Origin of the sequence: Nonomuraea harbinensis, assembly GCF_019396385.1 — a bacterium.
Taxonomy (GTDB): domain Bacteria; phylum Actinomycetota; class Actinomycetes; order Streptosporangiales; family Streptosporangiaceae; genus Nonomuraea; species Nonomuraea ferruginea.
This window is the reverse complement of sequence record NZ_JAHKRN010000006.1, coordinates 194,630-212,377: the sequence shown is the minus strand read 5'-3', so window position 1 is coordinate 212,377 and position 17,748 is coordinate 194,630. Positions and strand designations below refer to the sequence as shown.

The following is a 17,748-nucleotide window of genomic DNA, read 5'->3' as shown; positions in this document are numbered from 1 at the left end:
GCGCGGCGGCGGCGGTCGCCGTGCCGACGCTGATCGGCACCGCGAGCGCGGCCTGCGCGGTGAGCGAGAACACCGACGGCACCGATTCACGAGCTGCGGGACGCGGGCAAGCCCGGCGAGTGGTCAGGCCGCCGGGCGGCGGGGCTGGAAGAGCCAGGCGTCGAAAAGGGAGTCGAGCTGCTTGCCGGACAGCCGCTCGGCCAGCGCCGTGAACTCCTCCGTCGTCACGCTGCCGTGCTCGTGCTCCGCCGTCCAGGTCTTGAGCAGCCGGAAGAACGTGTCGTCGCCGATCTTCTCGCGCAGGGCGTGCAGCGTCATCGCGCCACGGAGGTAGACGGACTCGTTGAACAGGTCGTCGGGCCGGGCGTCGCCCGGCGGGTAGGACCAGATCGGGTCGCCCGCCGGCCGGTCGTGGCCGGCCCGGAAGCGCTCGTCGGCCGTGTCGCCGCCGGTGTGCTCGGTCCACAGCCACTCGGCGTAGGTGGCGAACCCCTCGTTGAGCCAGAGGTCCTCCCAGCGCTCGATGCTGAGGCTGTTGCCGAACCACTGGTGGGCCAGCTCGTGCGCGATGATCGACTGGTCGGGCCTGAAACCGCCGTACATGGGCTTGGTCTGGTTCTCCAGCGCGTAGCCCGCCGAGAAGTCGTCGACCACGCCGCCGGTGGACGAGAACGGGTAGGGGCCGAAGACCGTCACCCAGTGGTCGGTGATCTGGCCCGACCTCGTGTAGAGGTCGCCGAGCTCGCCGGCGAAGCGCGGGTCGACCGCCGCCAGGTTGCGGATGCCGCCCGGGGTTCTGCCCTCGCGGAGCTGGAACTCGCCCATGGTGGCCGTGGCCAGGTAGGTGACCATCGGGTGGGACTCGCGCCAGGTGAACGTGGTGCCGCCGCCGGCGGCCGGCTCGCGGCTCACCAGCTCGCCGTTGGCCAGCACGGTCACCCCGGCGGGCACCGTGATCTCGAAGTCGAAGGTGGCCTTGTCGGCCGGGTGGTCGTTGGCCGGGAACCAGGTCCTGGCGCCGTTGGGCTCGCACGCGACGAACGCGCCGTCCCCGGTCGGGATGAACCCGTAGGAGCCGAGGTTGGACGAGCCGCGCACCGGCTGCGGCACCCCGGAGTAGGTCACCTTCACCGCGAAGGCGGCCCCGCGCGCCAGCGGCCGGGCGGGAGTGACGGACAGCTCGTCGCCCTCGCGGGAGAACGTGGCGGCGGCGCCGTCGACGGACACCCCGCTCACCTCGAACCCGCGCAGGTCGAGGTTGAAGCGCGACAGCGACTGGGTGGCCGTCGCCCGGACCGTCGCCTCGCCGTCGAGGTGTTTGCTCTCCGGCACGTAGCCGATCTTCAGCGCGTAGTGGGCGACGTCATAGCCGCCGTTGCCGTCGAGCGGGAAGTCGGGGTCGCCGATGCCGGGCGCGCCCCGCGTCGGCCCGGCCGGCGCGGCGGTCCGCGGGGAGCCCGAGTCGGCACCGGTCGCCCCTTCGGACGGCCGGTCCGTCGCGCCGCACGCCAGCAGGCTCAGCGTGGCCAGCAGCGCGGCGGCCCGCTGTGTCATCGACCCCATGAGCGGGAGCGCCCCCTTCCGATCAGTGATCAGAAGAGTACGCTCGGTCAACCTCTGATCGCCACCCGCTCACGGGAACCCGGTTCAGAGGTTGCCCCTGCGCTCCTGCTCACGCTCGATCGCCTCGAACAGGGCCTTGAAGTTGCCCTTGCCGAAACCCAGCGAGCCGTGGCGCTCGATGAGCTCGAAGAACACCGTGGGCCGGTCCTGCACCGGCTTGGTGAAGATCTGCAGCAGATAGCCGTCCTCGTCCCGGTCGACCAGGATCTTGCGCTTCTTCAGCTCCTCGATGGGCGCGCGCACGGTGCCGATGCGGGCGCGCAGCTCGGGGTCCTCGTAGTACGAGTCAGGCGTGTCGAGGAACTCGACCCCGGCCGCCCGCATGTGGTCGACCGTGGTGAGGATGTCGTTGGTCGCCAGCGCCACGTGCTGGACGCCCGGCCCGCCGTAGAACTCCAGATACTCGTCGATCTGCGACTTCTTGCGGCTGACGGCCGGCTCGTTGAGCGGGAACTTGACCTTGCGCGAGCCGTCGGCCACGACCTTCGACATCAGCGCCGAGTACTCGGTGGCGATGTCGTCGCCGACGAACTCGGCCATGTTCGTGAAGCCCATCACCTCGCGGTAGAACGCCACCCACTCGTCCATCTTGCCGAGCTCCACGTTGCCGACGCAGTGGTCGACGGCCTGGAACAGCCGCCCCGACTTGGTGGCGGGCGGGGCCACGAGGGGCCGCGCGGGCGCATAACCAGGCAGGTAGGGGCCGGTGTAGTTGGACCGGTCGACCAGCGTGTGGCGGGTCTGGCCGTACGTGGCGATGGCGGCGACCACCACCTTGCCGTGCTCGTCCTCCAGCACGTGCGGCTCGGCCAGCCCGCGGGCGCCGTGGGAGACGGCGTGCCGGTAGGCGGCCTCCACGTCGGGCACGTCGAGCGCGAGGTCGATCACCCCGTCGCCGTGCTCGGCCACGTGTCCGGCCAGGTCCGTGCCCGGTCGGAGGGAGGCACGGAACTCGAAGGTGGCGCCGCCGGAGCTGAGCACGTAGGCCGCCTCGTCGCGGCTGCCGTTCTCCGGCCCGCGGTAGGCCACCAGCCTCATGCCGAACGCGGTCGAGTAGTAGTGGGCGGACTGCTTGGCGTTGCCGACAGCGAAGACCACGGCGTGCATACCGTTCACCGGAAAGACATCACTCATACCGACAACTCTCGATATACCTGGACGAGTTGCGCAAGAGTTGCTTGAATGAGTGGACAATCTGCCTAGTCGCCCGGCCCGTACCGCGGAGAATCTGTACATCATGACGATCGACGAACTGGACGCCCGGCTCATCGCGCTGCTGAGCGCGGAGCCGAGGCTCGGCGTGCTGGAGTGCTCGCGCCGGCTCGGCGTGGCCAGGGGGACCGTCCAGGCGCGGCTGGACCGGCTCATGTCCAGGGGCGTCATCACGGGGTTCGGGCCGGACATATCGGCCGTGGCGCTCGGCTACGACGTGACCGCGTTCGTGCTGCTGGAGATCCGGCAGGTCTCCGGCCACGACCCGGTGGCGCACCGGCTGGCGCACATCCCCGAGGTGCTGGAGGTCCACACGGTCACCGGCGGGAGCGACCTCATGTGCCGGGTGGTGGCGCGGACGAACGCCGATCTCCAGCGCGTCATCGACGAGATCGTCGAGGTCCGGGGCGTGCTCAGGACCTCCTCGATCGTCGCCCTGGACACTCCCGTGCCCTACCGGGTGCTGCCGTTGGTCGCCGATGTCCCACGCCGGGCGATGCGCGAGCCGTAGCATCACCCGAAGGGACGAGGCACCGTTATCGAGCGCTTACCCTTGACGTTCGCCCAGATGACGGGGGGTCGGGGAGGCGTGACCGGGTGGTGAAGACGGCGATGCGAAAACGGCGAGTGCTCCGTTGGCTGCTGATCGTGGTCGCGGCGGGGGTCCTGGTGCTGGCGGCGCTGTTCGGCGTCGCGTGGGCGCTGACGCCCATCCCCGACAGCACGCAGGAGGACGCGACGGCCCAGGGTTCGGTCATCTACTACCGCGACGGCAAGACCGTCATCGCCCGGCAGGGCATCGACCGCAGGAACGTCGAGCTGGCCAAGGTGCCCCGGCACGTGCGCGACGCCGTCATCGCCGCCGAGAACCGCTCCTTCTACGAAGACAGCGGCGTCTCGGTCAAGGGCACCGCGCGAGCCCTGTGGTCCACCGTCACCGGGCAGCAGCTCCAGGGCGGCTCCACCATCACCCAGCAGCTCGTGCGCAACTACTACAGCGGCCTGAGCCAGGAACGCTCGGTGGTCCGCAAGGCCAAAGAGATCATGATCTCGATCAAGGTCGACCAGTCCCAGTCCAAGGACTGGGTGCTGGAGCAGTACCTCAACACGATCTACTTCGGCCGGGGCGCCAACGGCGTGCAGGCAGCCGCCCAGGCCTACTTCGGCAAGGGCGTCGACGATCTCGACGTGGCCCAGGGCGCCTACCTGGCCTCGGTGATCCAGCAGCCGTCCCGGTTCGCCGACCCGGAGGGCGCCGACCTCGACGCGGCGAAGGCCCGCTGGCAGTCGGTGATCAGGGCCATGACCGAGACCGGCGCGCTCGGCGCCGACGAGGCGGCCGCGCAGCGCTTCCCCGAGCTCAAGGAGCCGAAGAAGCCGTTCCAGCTCAAGGGCCAGGCTCAGTACATGCTCCAGCAGGTCACCGACGAGCTCAACCGGCGCGGCTACAGCGACGAGGACATCAACGGCGGCGGGCTGAAGATCGTCACCACGTTCGACAAGAAGCTCATGGAGGCGGCCGAGCGGGCGGTGAAGGGCACGCTGCCGCAGGCCACGCCGAAGAAGGTGCGCACCGGGCTGGCGGCCGTCGCCCCCGACACGGGCGAGGTGGTCGCCTTCTACGGCGGCAACCCCGACAAGTCCCAGTACGACAACGCGTTCTCGGCCAAGGTCATGGCCGGGTCCACCTTCAAGCCCTACACGCTGGCGGCGGCGCTGGACAACGGGCTGAGCCTGTCGACCAGGGTCGACGGCAACTCGCCGATGCGCGTGGCGGCCGATCCGGACCATCCCATCCCCAACGACGGCGGCCGCTCCTACGGCCAGATCGACCTGGTGAGCGCCATCCGCAACTCGGTCAACACCGCGTTCGTGGACCTGGCCCAGAAGGTCGGGCCGCGCAAGGTGGCCGCCACCGCCGAGGCCATGGGCATCCCGGCCGAGCAGCTCGAACAGCACGTGGACGCCGCCTCGTTCCCGCTCGGCGTGGCCTCGGTCAGCGCCGTGCAGAACGCCGCCGGTTTCGGGACCCTCGCCAACGCCGGCGTCCACATGGAGACCCACGTGATCAAGTCGGTCACCGACGCCGACGGGGTGAAGGACGTCGTCAAGCCCGCCGCCTCCCAGGCGATCGGCAAGGGGGCCGCCGCCGACGCCGTCTACGCCATGCGGCAGGTCGTCGAGTACGGCACCGGCACCGCCGCCCGCCTCTACGACCGTCCCGTGGCGGGGAAGACGGGCACCACCGACGACTCCAAGGCCGTGTGGTTCAACGGGTTCACGCCGCAGCTCGCGACCGCCGTCAACATGTTCCGCGACGACAACGAGACCGTGGACATCCCCGGCTACGGGGTCCAGTTCGGCGGCCAGCTGCCCGCCCAGGTGTGGCGGGCGTTCATGGCCGAGGCCATGGACGGCGAGCCGGTCGAGCAGTTCCCCGAGCCGCAGGGCGTGGGCCACGCGCGCGGCTACGACCAGCCGCGCGACCAGGATCGCGGCTGGCGCGACGACACGCGGTCCCGCGAGCCGGAGCAGTGGGACGAGGGGCCCACGGCCGAGCCGACCCAGCCGCCGTTCACGGACGAGGAGCCGCCCGCCGACCTGGAACCTGAGGACGACGCCCGCCGGTCAGAAACGTTCGACCAGGACTTCGGGCCGCCGTCCGTCGAGGAGTCCGTCCCCGAGCCGACGGCCGCCACCGACGGCGACGGCGACGGCGGCCCGCGTTTCGACTGAGACCCGCCCTCACCGGCTCAGCTGGGCGCGCAGCTCCTCCGCGGTCGTCACCGGCAGCTCACAGGTGAACCCCCGGCACACGTACGCCGCCGGCGCCCCGCCGATGAGGTCGCGCCCCAGCAGCAGCGGCACGGCGTCGTCCGGGCCGGGCCCGGGAGCGACCACCAGGCCGGGGGAGCCGGACAGGTAGGCCTCGCGGTGCAGGGCACGGGTGCGCGGATCGCCGGGCGGGCCCACGACCGCCACCTCGACGGGCCCGTCGAGCGCCGCCCTGGCCACCGCCAGCCCCCATCCGGCGAACCTGGCGTGCTTCCCGGCCAGCACCGACACCGTGCCGAGCGCGGCGTGCGCCGCCTCCCGGTGGCGGGCGGACCCGGTCAGCGCCGCGTACGACAGCAGCGCCCCAGCGGCCGCGTACTGGCCGGAGGGCGTGGCGTTGTCCGTGGGGTCCTGCGGGCGCTGGAACAGCCGCTCGGCGTCGTCGGCGGTGTCGTAGAACCCGCCGGTGCCGTCGGCGAACCGGTCGAGCACGGTGTCGAGGAGCGTGCCCGCCAGCCGGAACCAGCGCGTCTCCCCGGTCACCCCGTAGAGCGCGATGAGCCCTTCGGCCAGGTTGGCGTAGTCCTCCAGCACGCCGGCGTTGCGCCCCGCCCGCCCGTCACGCGAGGTGCGCAGCAGCCTGCCGCCGTCGACGTGCACCTCGTCCAGCAGCACCGCCGCGGCCGTGGCCGCCTCCACCAGATCGGGCCGGTCGAACACCACGCCGGTCTCGGCCAGGGCCGCGATGGTCAGCCCGGTCCAGCTCGCCACCACTTTGTCGTCGCGTTCGGGACGTACCCGCAGCTCCCGCGCGGCGAGCAGCCGCTCGCGCACCCGCGCCAGCCGCTCGGGGTCGTCGGGCTCCTCCGGGAGCTGCAGCACCGACGTGCCGTGCTCGAACGTGCCGGTCACCTGGAAGACCCGCACCGCCCAGTCGCCGTCGTCGGGCCCCAGCACCTCGCGCAGCTGCTCGGGAGTCCAGACGTAGAACCTGCCCTCCTCGCCCTCGCTGTCGGCGTCCAGCGCGGAGGCGAAGCCGCCCTCGGGGGTGCGCAGCTCGCGCAGCAGCCAGCCGGCGGTCTCCAGCGCGACCCGGCGGGCCAGCGGCTCGCCCGTCGCGGTCCACCAGTGGGTGTAGACCCGCAGCAGCAGCGCGTTGTCGTAGAGCATCTTCTCGAAGTGCGGCACCACCCAGCCGGCGTCCACGCTGTAGCGGGCGAACCCGCCCGCGAGCTGGTCGTAGATGCCGCCGCGGGCCATCGACTCCAGGGTCCTGCCGGACATCTCGCGCTCGCCCGAGCGCAGCAGGAACTCCAGCACCATCGACGGCGGGAACTTCGGCGCCCCGCCGAACCCGCCGCGCACCGGGTCGAACGACTCGCGCAGGTTGGCGAGGGCCTGCTCCAGCGTCTCGGCCGTGGGCAGCGGGCCGTTGGGCAGGGCGGTGCCGGAGTTGAGCACCTCCACCACCTTGGCGCCCTGCTTCAGCACGTTGTCGCGGTCGGTGGTCCAGGCGTTGTGCAGCCCCGTCAGCAGCCGCTGGAACTGCGGGCGGGGGAAGTAGGTGCCGCAGTAGAACGGGTGGCCTTCCGGGGTGGCGAACACCGTCATCGGCCAGCCGCCCTGCTGGGTCATCGCCTGGGTGGCGCTCATGTAGACGGCGTCGACGTCGGGCCGCTCCTCGCGGTCGACCTTGACGTTGACGAAGTGCTCGTTCATCAGCCGGGCGGTCGCGGGGTCCTCGAAGCTCTCGTGAGCCATGACGTGACACCAGTGGCAGGACGAGTAGCCCACACTGACCAGCAGGGGCACGTCACGCCGCTTGGCCTCCCGCATCGCCTCCTCGCCCCAGGGCCACCAGTGGACCGGATTCCCCGCGTGCTGAAGGAGGTAGGGAGACGTCTCACTACCGAGCCTGTTCATGAGTTCAGGCTCTCACACGGTCCTCCGGGGACGGGTCAGCGGACCTTCGCCGCGGCCTGCGGGCTGACGCGGACGACCCCGGCCAGGTTGCGGGTGCTGACCGGGACGATCTTCACCACGTCGCCGGTGCGCGGGGCGTGCAGCATCTTGCCGTCGCCCCAGTAGATCGCCACGTGGGAGATGTAGCCGGGATTGGTCGGGTCGTGCCGCCAGAACAGCAGGTCGCCCGGGTGCGCCTGCGAGAGCGGCACCTGCGGGCCGGTGACCCACTGCTGGTGCGTCACCCGCGGCATCCTGATGCCGGCCTGGGCGAAGGCCCACTGCACGAGCCCGGAGCAGTCGAAGCTGTCAGGCCCTTCGGCGCCCCACACGTACGGCCTGCCCAGCTTGGAGGCGGCGGCCCGCAGCGCCACGGTGAGCTGGTCTCCGGTCATGAACGCCCCGGTGGGCCAGTCGCGGGCCTTGACCTGCGGCTGCGGCCGCACGGGGTTGACCAGGGCCGCCTGGGTGCCCTTGGGCAGCAGCTTGAGCACCCGGTCGCGGAGCCTCGCCGAGTCGGCCTTGGGCGCGCTGATGATCAGCGCGTTGTCGCGGGGCAGCCCGAGCTCGCGGCCGGTGTCCTTGGACACGACCGCGTCCACCGCGCCGAAGCCGGTGGTGGCGTAGGCGCCGATGCGCAGCGGCCCGGACGGGCCGTTGATCTTGCGGTGCAGGCTGAGGCCGCCGTCGTTGCCGAGCACGAACGAGACCGCGACGTCACCCGCGGCCACGTTGTTCCACAACGGGTCGGAGGTGGCCGTCACCTTCGGCGTGTAGGCGCGGAAGGTCGACGGCTCGACGGCCAGCGTCTGCACCCGCTTCCCGTCGAGCATGACGCTGGCCGCGTCGGCCAGCTCCATGGCGCGGATCCCGGACAGGCGGGCGATCTTCTGTAACTGCTTCTGGCTGAACGGCTTGCGCGTGACCACGAACACGTGCGGCTTGTGGAGCTTGCCGACCGGCGCCACCGGCCGCACGGTGTGGGCGTCGGCCATCAGGCTCTGCTGGGGCGTCTGGCGGGCACGTACGGGCTCGGCGGCGGCCGGTTCGTCGGCGGCCTCACGGTTCTCCGTGAGCAGCAGCACGTCGGCCGTGAGCACCGCGACCAGCGTCACCACGATGAACGGGATCAGACGGCGGTGGTCACGGCGTCTGCGGGACCTCAGCAGGAAGCCGAGGTCCTGACGGATGCCGGAGCCACCGCGCGTGAGATCCGCCGGGCCTGGGTGGGCCCGGCGGTGCCGTTCGGGGTGCATCAGTTGCCGATGTAGGGCACGGCCTCGAGGATCTCGACGGTGTTCTGGCGGCCGTTGGGCAGGCTGTAGGTCGCCTTGTCACCGATCCTCTTGCCGTTGATCGCGGCGCCGAGCGGTGACTTGGGGGAGTAGACGTCGATCGGCGCGCCGCTCTCCTCACGCGAGGCGAGCAGGAAGGTGACCTCGTCGTCGTCGCCGACGAACCGGATGGTCACGGTCATGCCCGGCTCGACTATGCCGTCGGCCGCGGGCGGCTTGCCGGCGCGCGCGTTGTCGAGGATCTGGCGCAGATGGAAGATCCGCGCTTCCATCTTGCCCTGCTCGTCCTTGGCGGCGTGGTAGCCGCCGTTCTCGCGCAGGTCGCCCTCTTCCCGGGCGGCCTCGATCTTCTTGGCGATATCGACGCGCCCGGGCCCCGAGAGATATTCGTACTCGGCCTTCAGGCGGTCGTACGCCTCCTGCGTCAGCCATGTGACGTTCTCATCGCGAGAGTCGGCCACGGGTTCTCCTTGCTTGCCTAGGGGGCCCTGAGATCACTGAAGGTTACGTACGGTTGAATTGCGAAAGGCTAACAAGTCAGTCGCACGAACGCTTCCCCAAATGTCTCACTATACGAGATTGCAGTACTGGATGTGGACGGAAGTCGCCTCGGCGCTGGTGCCCAGGCGTTCCTTGACCTGCTTCGTACCCTCACCAGGCCGGATTCTTACTTCTTTGCTGCCCACTTCCACGTGGTGGACGTCCATCGCACGGATGCGGCACACCGCCTCGCGGTCGTCGGGCTTGCTCACCGTGAACGCGATCTCGGCCTCTGACGGCCCCCGCACGCGGAATGAGACTACCTGGGCGATCGCCCCGTTGGCGCTGCCGTTCATCGACCACATGACGTAGCCCCAGCCTCCGGCGATGATGGCCACGAGCACGCCGATGACGACGTGCACGACGATCCGGCCGCCTCGCTCGGGACGGTCCGGGAAGTCGTCGGGTGTGCCGAGAACTGGGCCGTTCCCGGCATCTCTGGTGGCCATGGTGGAATCTCCCTGCACTCCCTCGGCGTTATCCGAGACAATTGTCGCCCGCGGGGGTCATGCCCTCGCGACCGCCCAGCAGAAACTAGCCTCTGTGGGCGACTGATCGGTCCATGTGTCTGAGGAGACGTCGAGCCCGTGAGTGCACCGCTGAGGTTGATGGCCGTCCATGCCCACCCCGACGACGAGTCGAGCAAGGGCGCCGCGACGATGGCGCGCTATGTCCGCGAAGGCGTTGACGTCTTGGTTTGCACCCTCACGGGTGGTGAACGCGGCTCCGTGCTCAACCCCAAGATGGACCGGCCCGAGATCGTGGCCGACATCGCCCGGGTGCGCAAGGCCGAGATGGACCGGGCGCGCGAGATCCTCGGCGTGCGGCAGCGGTTCATGGGCTTCGTGGACTCGGGGCTGCCGGAGAGCGAGGAGGAGGAGCTGCCCGAGGGCTGCTTCGGGCTGCAGAAGCTCGAAGTCGCGGCGGCCCCGCTGGTGGCGGCCGTGCGGGAGTTCAGGCCGCACGTGATCCTCACCTACGACGACGACGGCGGCTACCCGCACCCCGACCACATCATGACCAACAGGGTGTCGGTGGAGGCGTTCGAGGCGGCCGGCGACCCCGACCGCTACCCCGGCACCGGCGACCCGTGGCAGCCGCTCAAGCTCTACTACCACATGGGCTTCCACCGGGCCCGGTTCGAGGCGCTGCACGAGGCCATGCAGGAGCGCGACATGGGTTCCCCCTACGGCGACTGGATCGCCCGCTGGGAGGACCGCCCCGCCAAGTGGGAGGTCACGACCCGGGTGCCCTGCGGCGACTACTTCCAGATCCGCGACGAGGCGCTCATGGCGCACGCCACCCAGGTCGACCCCGACGGCTGGTGGTTCGTCTGCCCGCGCGAGCTGCAGCAGGAGATCTGGCCGACGGAGGACTACCACCTGGCCCGCTCGCTCGTCGACACCGGTCTGCCCGAGGACGACCTGTTCTCCGGCATCCACGCCGAGGAGACGTCCCCGGCCTGCCACTGATCCGGAGGTCCGGGCACGACCCCCGGGTGGCAGACTGGAAGGGTGATGGTTCTAGCAGCAGGTGAAGTCAGCCCGGGCCTGCTCGGCTTCGTCGTGGTAGCCCTTCTCGGGTTCGCTCTCTACTTCCTGGTCAAGTCCATGAACAAGCAGATGGGCAAGATCGAGGTGCCCCACGAGCGCGACCTCGCGGACGAGGAGCGCGAGCTCGAGAAGAAGGCCGAGTAGATGTCTGAAGAGGTCGTCGACAACCCGGAGAAGAGCCGCTTCGAGATCCGCGTGGACGGGAAGGTCGCCGGGTTCGCCGACTACCTGCTGCTGCCCACCAAGGTCGTCTTCACCCACACCGAGGTGCTGCCCGAGTACGGCGGGCAGGGGCTCGCGGGCCGGCTGGTCGCGCACGCGCTCGACCTCACCCGCGACACCGGCCTGAAGGTCGTGCCCCGGTGCGAGTACGTCGCCGGCTACATCGAGCGCAACCCCGCCTACAAGGACCTGCTCGATCCCTCAGTCACCGGCTGACCAGGCGCGCTCCAGCGCCTTGGGCAGGCCCCACCAGCCGAGCGGCGTGAGCACGTCGTCCTCGTCCACGATGCCGAGCTGGGCCCAGAGCGCGACCACCGGCCTGAAGAGGCTCTCGGTCGAGGCCAGGTCGTCGGAGTCCTGCTCGTCGGCGTCGATGTCCTCCGACTCGGCGATCAGGCGGGCGATGCGCTCCGGCGAGGCGAGCGCGCCGGGCCCCATCCGGGCCAGCGCCGTCACGGCGGCGAGCCAGTCGGCGTGCTGGATGGCGCAGATGTGGGCCATCATCTCGTCCTCCAGGCTGACCTCGCCGTTCAGGTCGGCGAACTCCTCCAGCAGGTCGCCCTCCTCCGGCAGGTCCGAGACCGGCCCGGCGACGCCGGCGGCCACGGTCAGCCACAGCTCCACGTCGTCGTCAGGCATCGGCTCGCCCTCGAAGCCCGCGCAGGCCCGCAGCACGTTGCCCGGATAGCCCGCGACCGCCAGCAGCTCGCGCAGGCGGGTGACGGCGCGGTCGAGCTCGGCGATCGGCAGCTCGGGCTGCTTGACCAGCTCGCCCAGGATGCGCCGCAGCTCCGACAGCGCGAACTCCTCCTCCTCGTCCCAGGCCGCGAACAGCTCCTCGTCCTGCTCGTCGCTCACCGAGAACCCCGGCACCCGCCCATCGGGCAGCGGCGTGGCCAGCCAGCTCTCCTGCAGTTCCTCGTACGCCCTGCGGGCTTGAAGATCGCCGGACGCGAGCGCGTCCGGGTCGATCTCGCCCGCGCGCACCCGCTCCTCCAGGTGGGCCACGAGCCGGTCGTGCATCTCGTGGGCCACCGGCCCGCGTTCGTTCTCCTCCGGCCAGACGAAGTAGCTCGGCGTCATCAGGATGGGTTCGGTGCCCGTCGACTCGACCCAGCGTTGGACGTCACCCACCGTGGCCGCGCCGGACTCGATGGCGGCGAGCGTGGTCCTGGCCGACTCCCAGAACGGGCGGGACAGCGGGTTGCCCGCGGCCATCATGGCCCTGCGCAGGTCGGGCAGCGCCACCAGCGCCACGCCCGAGGGCACGGCCAGCAGCGCCCTGGCCAGATCTCTGCGGGTCAGCGCGGCGGCCGGGCGGCCCGCGTGGCGGCTGACGAATTCCAGGTCCACGCTCCGTAAACTACGCCCCCACCCCCGGCCCCCGCACCTGCCAGGACGGTGCGGGGAAGGGGTGCTTTTTCCTCGCAACTGTGTAATGGTGATTACATGGCAAGCGACGATGGCACCGCGCAGGTGCGCGGATGGTTCGCCGGGCGGCTCCCCGAGGGCTGGTTCACCGGCGCGCCCGAGATCATCAGGGACCGCGAGGAGATCGCGGTTCTCGGCACGCTGCCCGACCCGCCCGGCGAGATGGACGAGGGCGAGCGGGCCGCGCTCATCGACGGCCTGATCGGGCGCTTCCGCGAGGAGACCAGGGAGCGGCGCGTCGAGATCGCCAAGGAGGCCGAGCGGAGGTTCCGCCAGAAGGTCTCCTGGGGCGTCACCTGCGGCGGCCAGGCTGTGATGTTCACCACACTGTCCGTGCCCGTCATGACGAGGCTGCGGCAGCCGGAGCGTCAGGTTCTCGACACGCTGGTGGCCGCCGGCGTGGCGCGCAGCCGCAGCGACGCCCTCGCCTGGTGCGTCCGGCTCGTCGGCCAGAACGCCGACACCTGGCTGGCCGAACTGCGCGACGCGCTGCAACATGTCGACCGGGTGCGGTCCGAAGGGCCCGACGTGAATTCCCGGAGAATGGACTAAACCATTTGCGGAATTGGTTTAGACCAGCCGCATTGGTATATACCAGTGGGCTGGCGAGTTCTTTTTAAACCCTGTCGCGATGGGTAGGGTCCCCCAGTCGTCAAGGCCGCTGCCTGCGGCGACGCCCGAGGCCAAGAGGTCTACGCCAATTGGCTTCCGGGTGTCCTCGTCGTTAATGATGAGCGAGCCCTGAGAGAGTGGAGGAGCCGCTGTCGTGTCTGTAACCGTGGAAGTTCCCGCCCCGACCAGCAACGTCGAATTGGTCACCTGGGTCAATCAGATAGCCGCGCTTACCCAACCGGACCGGATCGAATGGTGTGACGGTTCGGAGGAGGAGTGGACGCGCCTGACCAACCTCCTCGTCGACCAGGGCACGTTCACGCGTCTCGCGAAGCGGCCCAACAGCTTCTACGCCGCCTCCGACCCGAGCGACGTCGCCCGGGTGGAGGACCGTACCTTCATCTGCTCGGAGCGCGAGCAGGACGCCGGCCCGACGAACAACTGGATCGCGCCCGCCGAGATGCGCGAGACCTTCGGCAAGCTCTTCAAGGGCTGCATGCGCGGCCGCACCATGTACGTGGTGCCGTTCTGCATGGGGCCGCTCGGCGGAGAGATCTCCCAGGTCGGCGTCGAGATCACCGACTCGCCGTACGTCGCGGTGTCCATGCGGATCATGACCCGCATGGGCGACAGGGCGCTGCGGCTCATCGAGGAGCGCGGAGCGGCGCGAAAGGCCGGAGAGAGCGAGGAACGAGCCAACGGAGGCCGCAGCAAGCGCGACCATGAGCACAGCAGCTTCGTCAAGGCCGTGCACAGCGTCGGCGCGCCGCTGGAGCCGGGCCAGGAGGACGTGCCCTGGCCGTGCAGCACGACCAAGTACATCAGCCACTTCCCGGAGACCCGCGAGATCTGGTCGTACGGGTCCGGCTACGGCGGCAACGCGCTGCTCGGCAAGAAGTGCTACGCGCTGCGGATCGCCAGCGTCATGGCCCGTGACCAGGGCTGGCTGGCCGAGCACATGCTCATTCTCAAGCTGACCCCGCCGTCGGGCGAGGTCCGCTACATCGCCGCCGCCTTCCCGAGCGCCTGCGGCAAGACCAACCTGGCCATGCTCCAGCCCACCATTCCCGGCTGGAAGGTGGAGACCATCGGCGACGACATCGCCTGGATGCGCTTCGGCGACGACGGGCGGCTGTACGCCATCAACCCGGAGGCCGGGTTCTTCGGCGTCGCGCCCGGCACCGGCGAGGTCACCAACGCCAACGCGATCAGGACGCTCTGGGGCAACAGCATCTTCACCAACGTCGCGCTGACCGACGACGGCGACGTGTGGTGGGAGGGGCTGACCGAGGAGCCGCCCGCTCACCTGACCGACTGGAAGGGCCGGTCCTGGACGCCGGACAGCGGCGAGCCCGCGGCCCATCCGAACGCCCGCTTCACCACCCCGGCCTCCCAGTGCCCGACCATCGCACCGGAATGGCAGGACCCCAAGGGCGTGCCGATCTCGGCGATCCTGTTCGGCGGGCGCCGCGCCACCGCGGTGCCGCTGGTCACCGAATCGCTGAGCTGGCAGCACGGCGTCTTCCTCGGAGCCAACGTCGCCTCCGAGAAGACCGCCGCCGCCGAAGGCAAGGTCGGCGAGCTGCGCCACGACCCGTTCGCCATGCTGCCGTTCTGCGGCTACAACATGGGCGACTACTTCGGCCACTGGCTGAAGCTGGGCCGGCGCGAGGACGTCGTGCTGCCGCGCATCTACTACGTCAACTGGTTCCGCAAGGACGCCGACGGCAGGTTCATCTGGCCCGGCTTCGGCGAGAACAGCCGCGTGCTCAAGTGGATCGTCGACCGGCTCAACGGCGAGGCGAAGGCCGTCCCGACGCCGATCGGGCTGGTGCCCGAGACGCTCGACACCGACGGGCTCGACCTGTCCGAGGAGGACCTGCGCACGCTGCTCGGCGTCGACCGCGAGGTCTGGCGCGAGGAGGCCGCGCTGATCCCGGCCCACTTCGAGAAGTTCGGCGCCCAGCTGCCCAAGGAGCTGTGGGAGGAGCACCAGGCGCTGCTCGACCGCCTCGGCTGATCGATCATCGCGGCGCCGGTCGTCCCCGTGACGGCCGGCGCCGTCGCGTTTCCGCTTCGCCGGGAACTCCTCCCGACCGGTGGTCCGTCTATCCGGTACACGGGAGATTCTTTATGGGGGCTTTACACTTCGTGCTGGCACTCGCCGGATGCGCGGTGATGTGCGGGGGCGTCTGGCTGACGGTCAAGTCCATCCGGCTCGACGCCCGCCGCGCCGGGCCCGGCCCCGCTCCGTCCGCCGACCTGGACGCGTACGAGCTGGCCTTCCTGGCCGGCGGGCCGTCGCGGGTCGCCGAGACCGCCGCCGCCGTGCTCATCACGGCCGAGGCGCTGCGCCTCGACAGGAGAGGCGACCTGCACGCCGTGGCGGGGGCCGCGGAGCCGGCCGCCGACGTCGAGCGCGCCCTGTTCACCGCCGTACGGGCCCGTCCCGGCGGCATGGACGCGGGCCGCGCCCTGCGGACCGTCGCCCGGGGGCCCGAGGTGGCCGGGCTGCGGCGGCGGCTCGTGAGCACGGGGCTGGTGCACCGGCCGTCCGGCATCGGCCCGGTACGCGCCAAGCTCGCTCTCCTGCTGGCCGTCCCCGTACTGGCCTGGGGCATGGCGGCGGTGGGGGCCGTCGCGTCCGTGCTCGCGCCCGACGGGTTCACCGGCCTGAGCACGCTCGCCATGGCGGCGACCGGCGTCGTCGGCTTCACCCGCCACGCCGGCGAGCGCCGCGCGCTGCGCGACGCGCCCACGTGGGCGGGCCGCCAGGTGCTGGAGCGGTACGGGCGAGAGACGCTGACGGCTTCCCAGGAGCGGCTCGGCATCGCGATCCCGGTGGCGCTGCACGGTCTGGACGGGCGGGACGAGCCGCGGTTCACTGAGCTGGCCAGGTCGTCCCGGCGGCAGAAGGCGCCCGTGTCGAGCGGCGCCGCCGCGTGCGGCTCCCACGGCGACTCCGGCGGCGGGGACGGCGGCGGCTCGGGTTGCGGAGGAGGTGGCTGCGGAGGCGGCGGGTGCGGGGGATGCGGTGGGTGACTCTTGCCGGGGGTGGTGCAGACATCCTAGGTTTTCCCTGTGATCGTGGACGCGCACCAGCACTTCTGGAACCTGGAGACCGTCGAGTACCCCTGGCTGACCCCCGCCTCCGGCGTGCTCTACCGCACCTACGCTCCCGAGCACCTGATCCCTGAGCTGCGTGCCACCGGGGTGGATCGGACGGTGCTGGTGCAGGCCGCCGACTCCCGCGCCGAGACGGACGCGATGCTCGCGCACGCCGACGCGCACCCGTTCATCGCCGGAGTCGTCGGATGGATCGACCTGACCGACCCGGGCGAGGCGGCGAAGGCCCTCGACCGCTACCGGCCGCACCCGAAGTTCGTCGGCGTCCGCCACCTGATCCACGACGAGCCCGACCCCGACTGGCTGGTCCGCGACGGGGTGCTGGAGTCGCTGGGGCTGCTGGCCGCGGCCGGGCTCGCGTTCGACGTGGTGTCGCTGCTGCCCAGGCACCTGGATCACGTGGTCACGGTGGCCGGGCGCCATCCTGGGCTGAAGCTGGTCGTCGACCACCTGTCGAAGCCGCGGATCAGGGACCGCGCGTGGGAGCCGTGGGCCACGAAGATCGCCGCCGCGGCCGCGTACCCGAATGTCTTCGCCAAGGTGTCGGGCCTGGTCACCGAGGCCGACCACGAGCGGTGGTCGGTGGAGGACCTGCGGCCGTACGTGGAGCACGCGGTCGCGTGTTTCGGGCCTGAGCGGCTGATGTTCGGCAGCGACTGGCCGGTCGCCCTGCTGGCGGCCGACTACCGGACGGTCCTGGAGGCGGCCCGCGCGCTGCTCGGCGGCGCTGGCGCCGAGCAGGTCTTCGGCGCGACCGCCACCCGCGTCTATGGCCTTGACCAGGAGATTCACCCGCCTTCGTGAGGGAAGGGAACCGGCGTGGTGGGACTACGCTGCGCCGACGGCTCCTTTCTCTCCGTGACACCGGTGCTCTGCAACGACAGCGCGGGCATGCCGTACGAGGTCACGCTGGAGCTGTCCCGCGACGGCGTCCCGTACGGGACCGTCGGCGAGCGGTGCGCGTGGCGGCTCGCGCGCCTGGCGCGCGGCGTGGAGGCGGCCCGGCGCGATCACGGGCAGGCCGGTCGGTGGCCGGATCCCGACGACCGCTTCCCGCCGGAAGAGGGCGGGGCCGAACTCTTCTCGTTCCGGTACCGCAGCAGGTGGGGCGGCGTCGCCGGCGGCGAGCTGCGCTGTCAGCTGCGCACGATCCCCCTCTGGACACCCCGGCCGGAGCAGCGCGGCGAGTGGCGGCTGACCCGCAGGGCCTTCGTGGAGGCGTGGGGCGTGGGCGGCCTGGGCACGCGGGCGATCCTCACCTCCGGTGAGCTGGCGGGGTTCGTGCGTGCTCTGGTGGACGAGGCCGAGGGCTGCCTGGGCAATACGGACCCGGGCAAGGTCCGCGTTCAGGGCACGGGCACGGGCGAAACACGGTGATAATGGCCTGTCGGGTCTTC

General features: G+C 70.9%; 17 protein-coding genes. 10 read left to right on the top strand and 7 right to left on the bottom strand.

The annotated features are described in order from the left end of the window. Positions 1-123: 123 nt before the first annotated feature. Entirely contained in the window at positions 124-1,554 is a 1,431-nt protein-coding gene (locus tag KME79_RS09150; RefSeq protein WP_246639508.1) for a M1 family metallopeptidase, read from the bottom strand. A gap of 93 nt (positions 1,555-1,647) precedes the next feature. Further along, positions 1,648-2,757, bottom strand: coding sequence for a 4-hydroxyphenylpyruvate dioxygenase (gene hppD / locus KME79_RS09145; RefSeq protein ID WP_219544056.1), 1,110 nt, complete (start codon positions 2,755-2,757; stop codon positions 1,648-1,650). A 103-nt stretch (positions 2,758-2,860) separates the two neighbouring features. On the opposite strand from hppD, the gene KME79_RS09140 reads away from it, so the two are divergent. After that, positions 2,861-3,346, top strand: coding sequence for an Lrp/AsnC family transcriptional regulator (locus tag KME79_RS09140; RefSeq protein WP_219544055.1), 486 nt, complete (start codon positions 2,861-2,863; stop codon positions 3,344-3,346). A 101-nt stretch (positions 3,347-3,447) separates the two neighbouring features. Continuing rightward, positions 3,448-5,571 carry a transglycosylase domain-containing protein gene (locus KME79_RS09135; RefSeq protein WP_219544054.1) on the top strand — a complete coding sequence of 708 codons (2,124 nt, stop codon included), beginning with the start codon at positions 3,448-3,450 and terminating at the stop codon, positions 5,569-5,571. A gap of 9 nt (positions 5,572-5,580) precedes the next feature. On the opposite strand, the gene KME79_RS09130 is transcribed toward KME79_RS09135, so the two are convergent. From KME79_RS09130 to KME79_RS09115, 4 genes are all read right to left on the bottom strand, one after another. Beyond that, a complete protein-coding gene (locus KME79_RS09130) occupies positions 5,581-7,533 on the bottom strand; it encodes a thioredoxin domain-containing protein (RefSeq protein ID WP_219544053.1) in 1,953 nt (650 codons plus the stop codon). Positions 7,534-7,568: 35 nt separating this feature from the next. Then, positions 7,569-8,828: a C40 family peptidase gene (locus KME79_RS09125; RefSeq protein ID WP_219544052.1), complete on the bottom strand. Its 1,260-nt coding sequence runs from the start codon at positions 8,826-8,828 to the stop codon at positions 7,569-7,571. Continuing rightward, positions 8,828-9,328, bottom strand: coding sequence for a transcription elongation factor GreA (gene greA / locus KME79_RS09120; protein WP_148029161.1), 501 nt, complete (start codon positions 9,326-9,328; stop codon positions 8,828-8,830). The genes KME79_RS09125 and greA overlap by 1 nt, the downstream gene beginning before the upstream one ends. Before the next feature lie 108 nt (positions 9,329-9,436). After that, positions 9,437-9,856, bottom strand: a complete 420-nt coding sequence (locus KME79_RS09115) for a DUF4307 domain-containing protein (RefSeq protein WP_219544051.1) — start codon at positions 9,854-9,856, stop codon at positions 9,437-9,439. Between the two features lie 138 nt (positions 9,857-9,994). Here KME79_RS09115 and mca point away from each other — a divergent pair, with 138 nt between their 5' ends. From mca to KME79_RS09100, 3 genes are read left to right on the top strand one after another with little or no spacing between them, the layout of a single operon-like run. After that, on the top strand, positions 9,995-10,879 hold the full coding sequence (gene mca, locus KME79_RS09110) for a mycothiol conjugate amidase Mca (RefSeq protein WP_148029163.1): 885 nt from the start codon (positions 9,995-9,997) through the stop codon (positions 10,877-10,879). 42 nt (positions 10,880-10,921) lie between these two features. Continuing rightward, positions 10,922-11,104: a hypothetical protein gene (locus tag KME79_RS09105; protein WP_246639507.1), complete on the top strand. Its 183-nt coding sequence runs from the start codon at positions 10,922-10,924 to the stop codon at positions 11,102-11,104. Continuing rightward, positions 11,105-11,398, top strand: a complete 294-nt coding sequence (locus tag KME79_RS09100; protein ID WP_219544050.1) for a GNAT family N-acetyltransferase — start codon at positions 11,105-11,107, stop codon at positions 11,396-11,398. Here the strand turns inward: KME79_RS09100 and KME79_RS09095 are convergent. Next, positions 11,384-12,535, bottom strand: a complete 1,152-nt coding sequence (locus KME79_RS09095) for a hypothetical protein (protein WP_187280935.1) — start codon at positions 12,533-12,535, stop codon at positions 11,384-11,386. The two genes, KME79_RS09100 and KME79_RS09095, sit on opposite strands and share 15 nt — an antisense overlap. A 96-nt stretch (positions 12,536-12,631) precedes the next feature. On the opposite strand from KME79_RS09095, the gene abmR reads away from it, so the two are divergent. The 5 genes from abmR (at position 12,632) to KME79_RS09070 (ending at position 17,728) form a co-directional block, all read left to right on the top strand. Beyond that, positions 12,632-13,165, top strand: a complete 534-nt coding sequence (gene abmR, locus KME79_RS09090) for an ATP-binding transcription factor AbmR (RefSeq protein WP_148029165.1) — start codon at positions 12,632-12,634, stop codon at positions 13,163-13,165. A 214-nt stretch (positions 13,166-13,379) separates the two neighbouring features. Further along, entirely contained in the window at positions 13,380-15,245 is a 1,866-nt protein-coding gene (locus tag KME79_RS09085) for a phosphoenolpyruvate carboxykinase (GTP) (protein WP_219544049.1), read from the top strand. Positions 15,246-15,358: 113 nt separating this feature from the next. Next, entirely contained in the window at positions 15,359-16,267 is a 909-nt protein-coding gene (locus KME79_RS09080; RefSeq protein WP_219544048.1) for a TIGR04222 domain-containing membrane protein, read from the top strand. 39 nt (positions 16,268-16,306) lie between these two features. Continuing rightward, on the top strand, positions 16,307-17,155 hold the full coding sequence (locus KME79_RS09075; protein WP_219544047.1) for an amidohydrolase family protein: 849 nt from the start codon (positions 16,307-16,309) through the stop codon (positions 17,153-17,155). Between the two features lie 15 nt (positions 17,156-17,170). Further along, positions 17,171-17,728 (top strand): hypothetical protein, encoded by a 558-nt coding sequence (locus tag KME79_RS09070; protein WP_219544046.1) that lies wholly within the window; start codon positions 17,171-17,173, stop codon positions 17,726-17,728. Positions 17,729-17,748 lie beyond the last annotated feature (20 nt).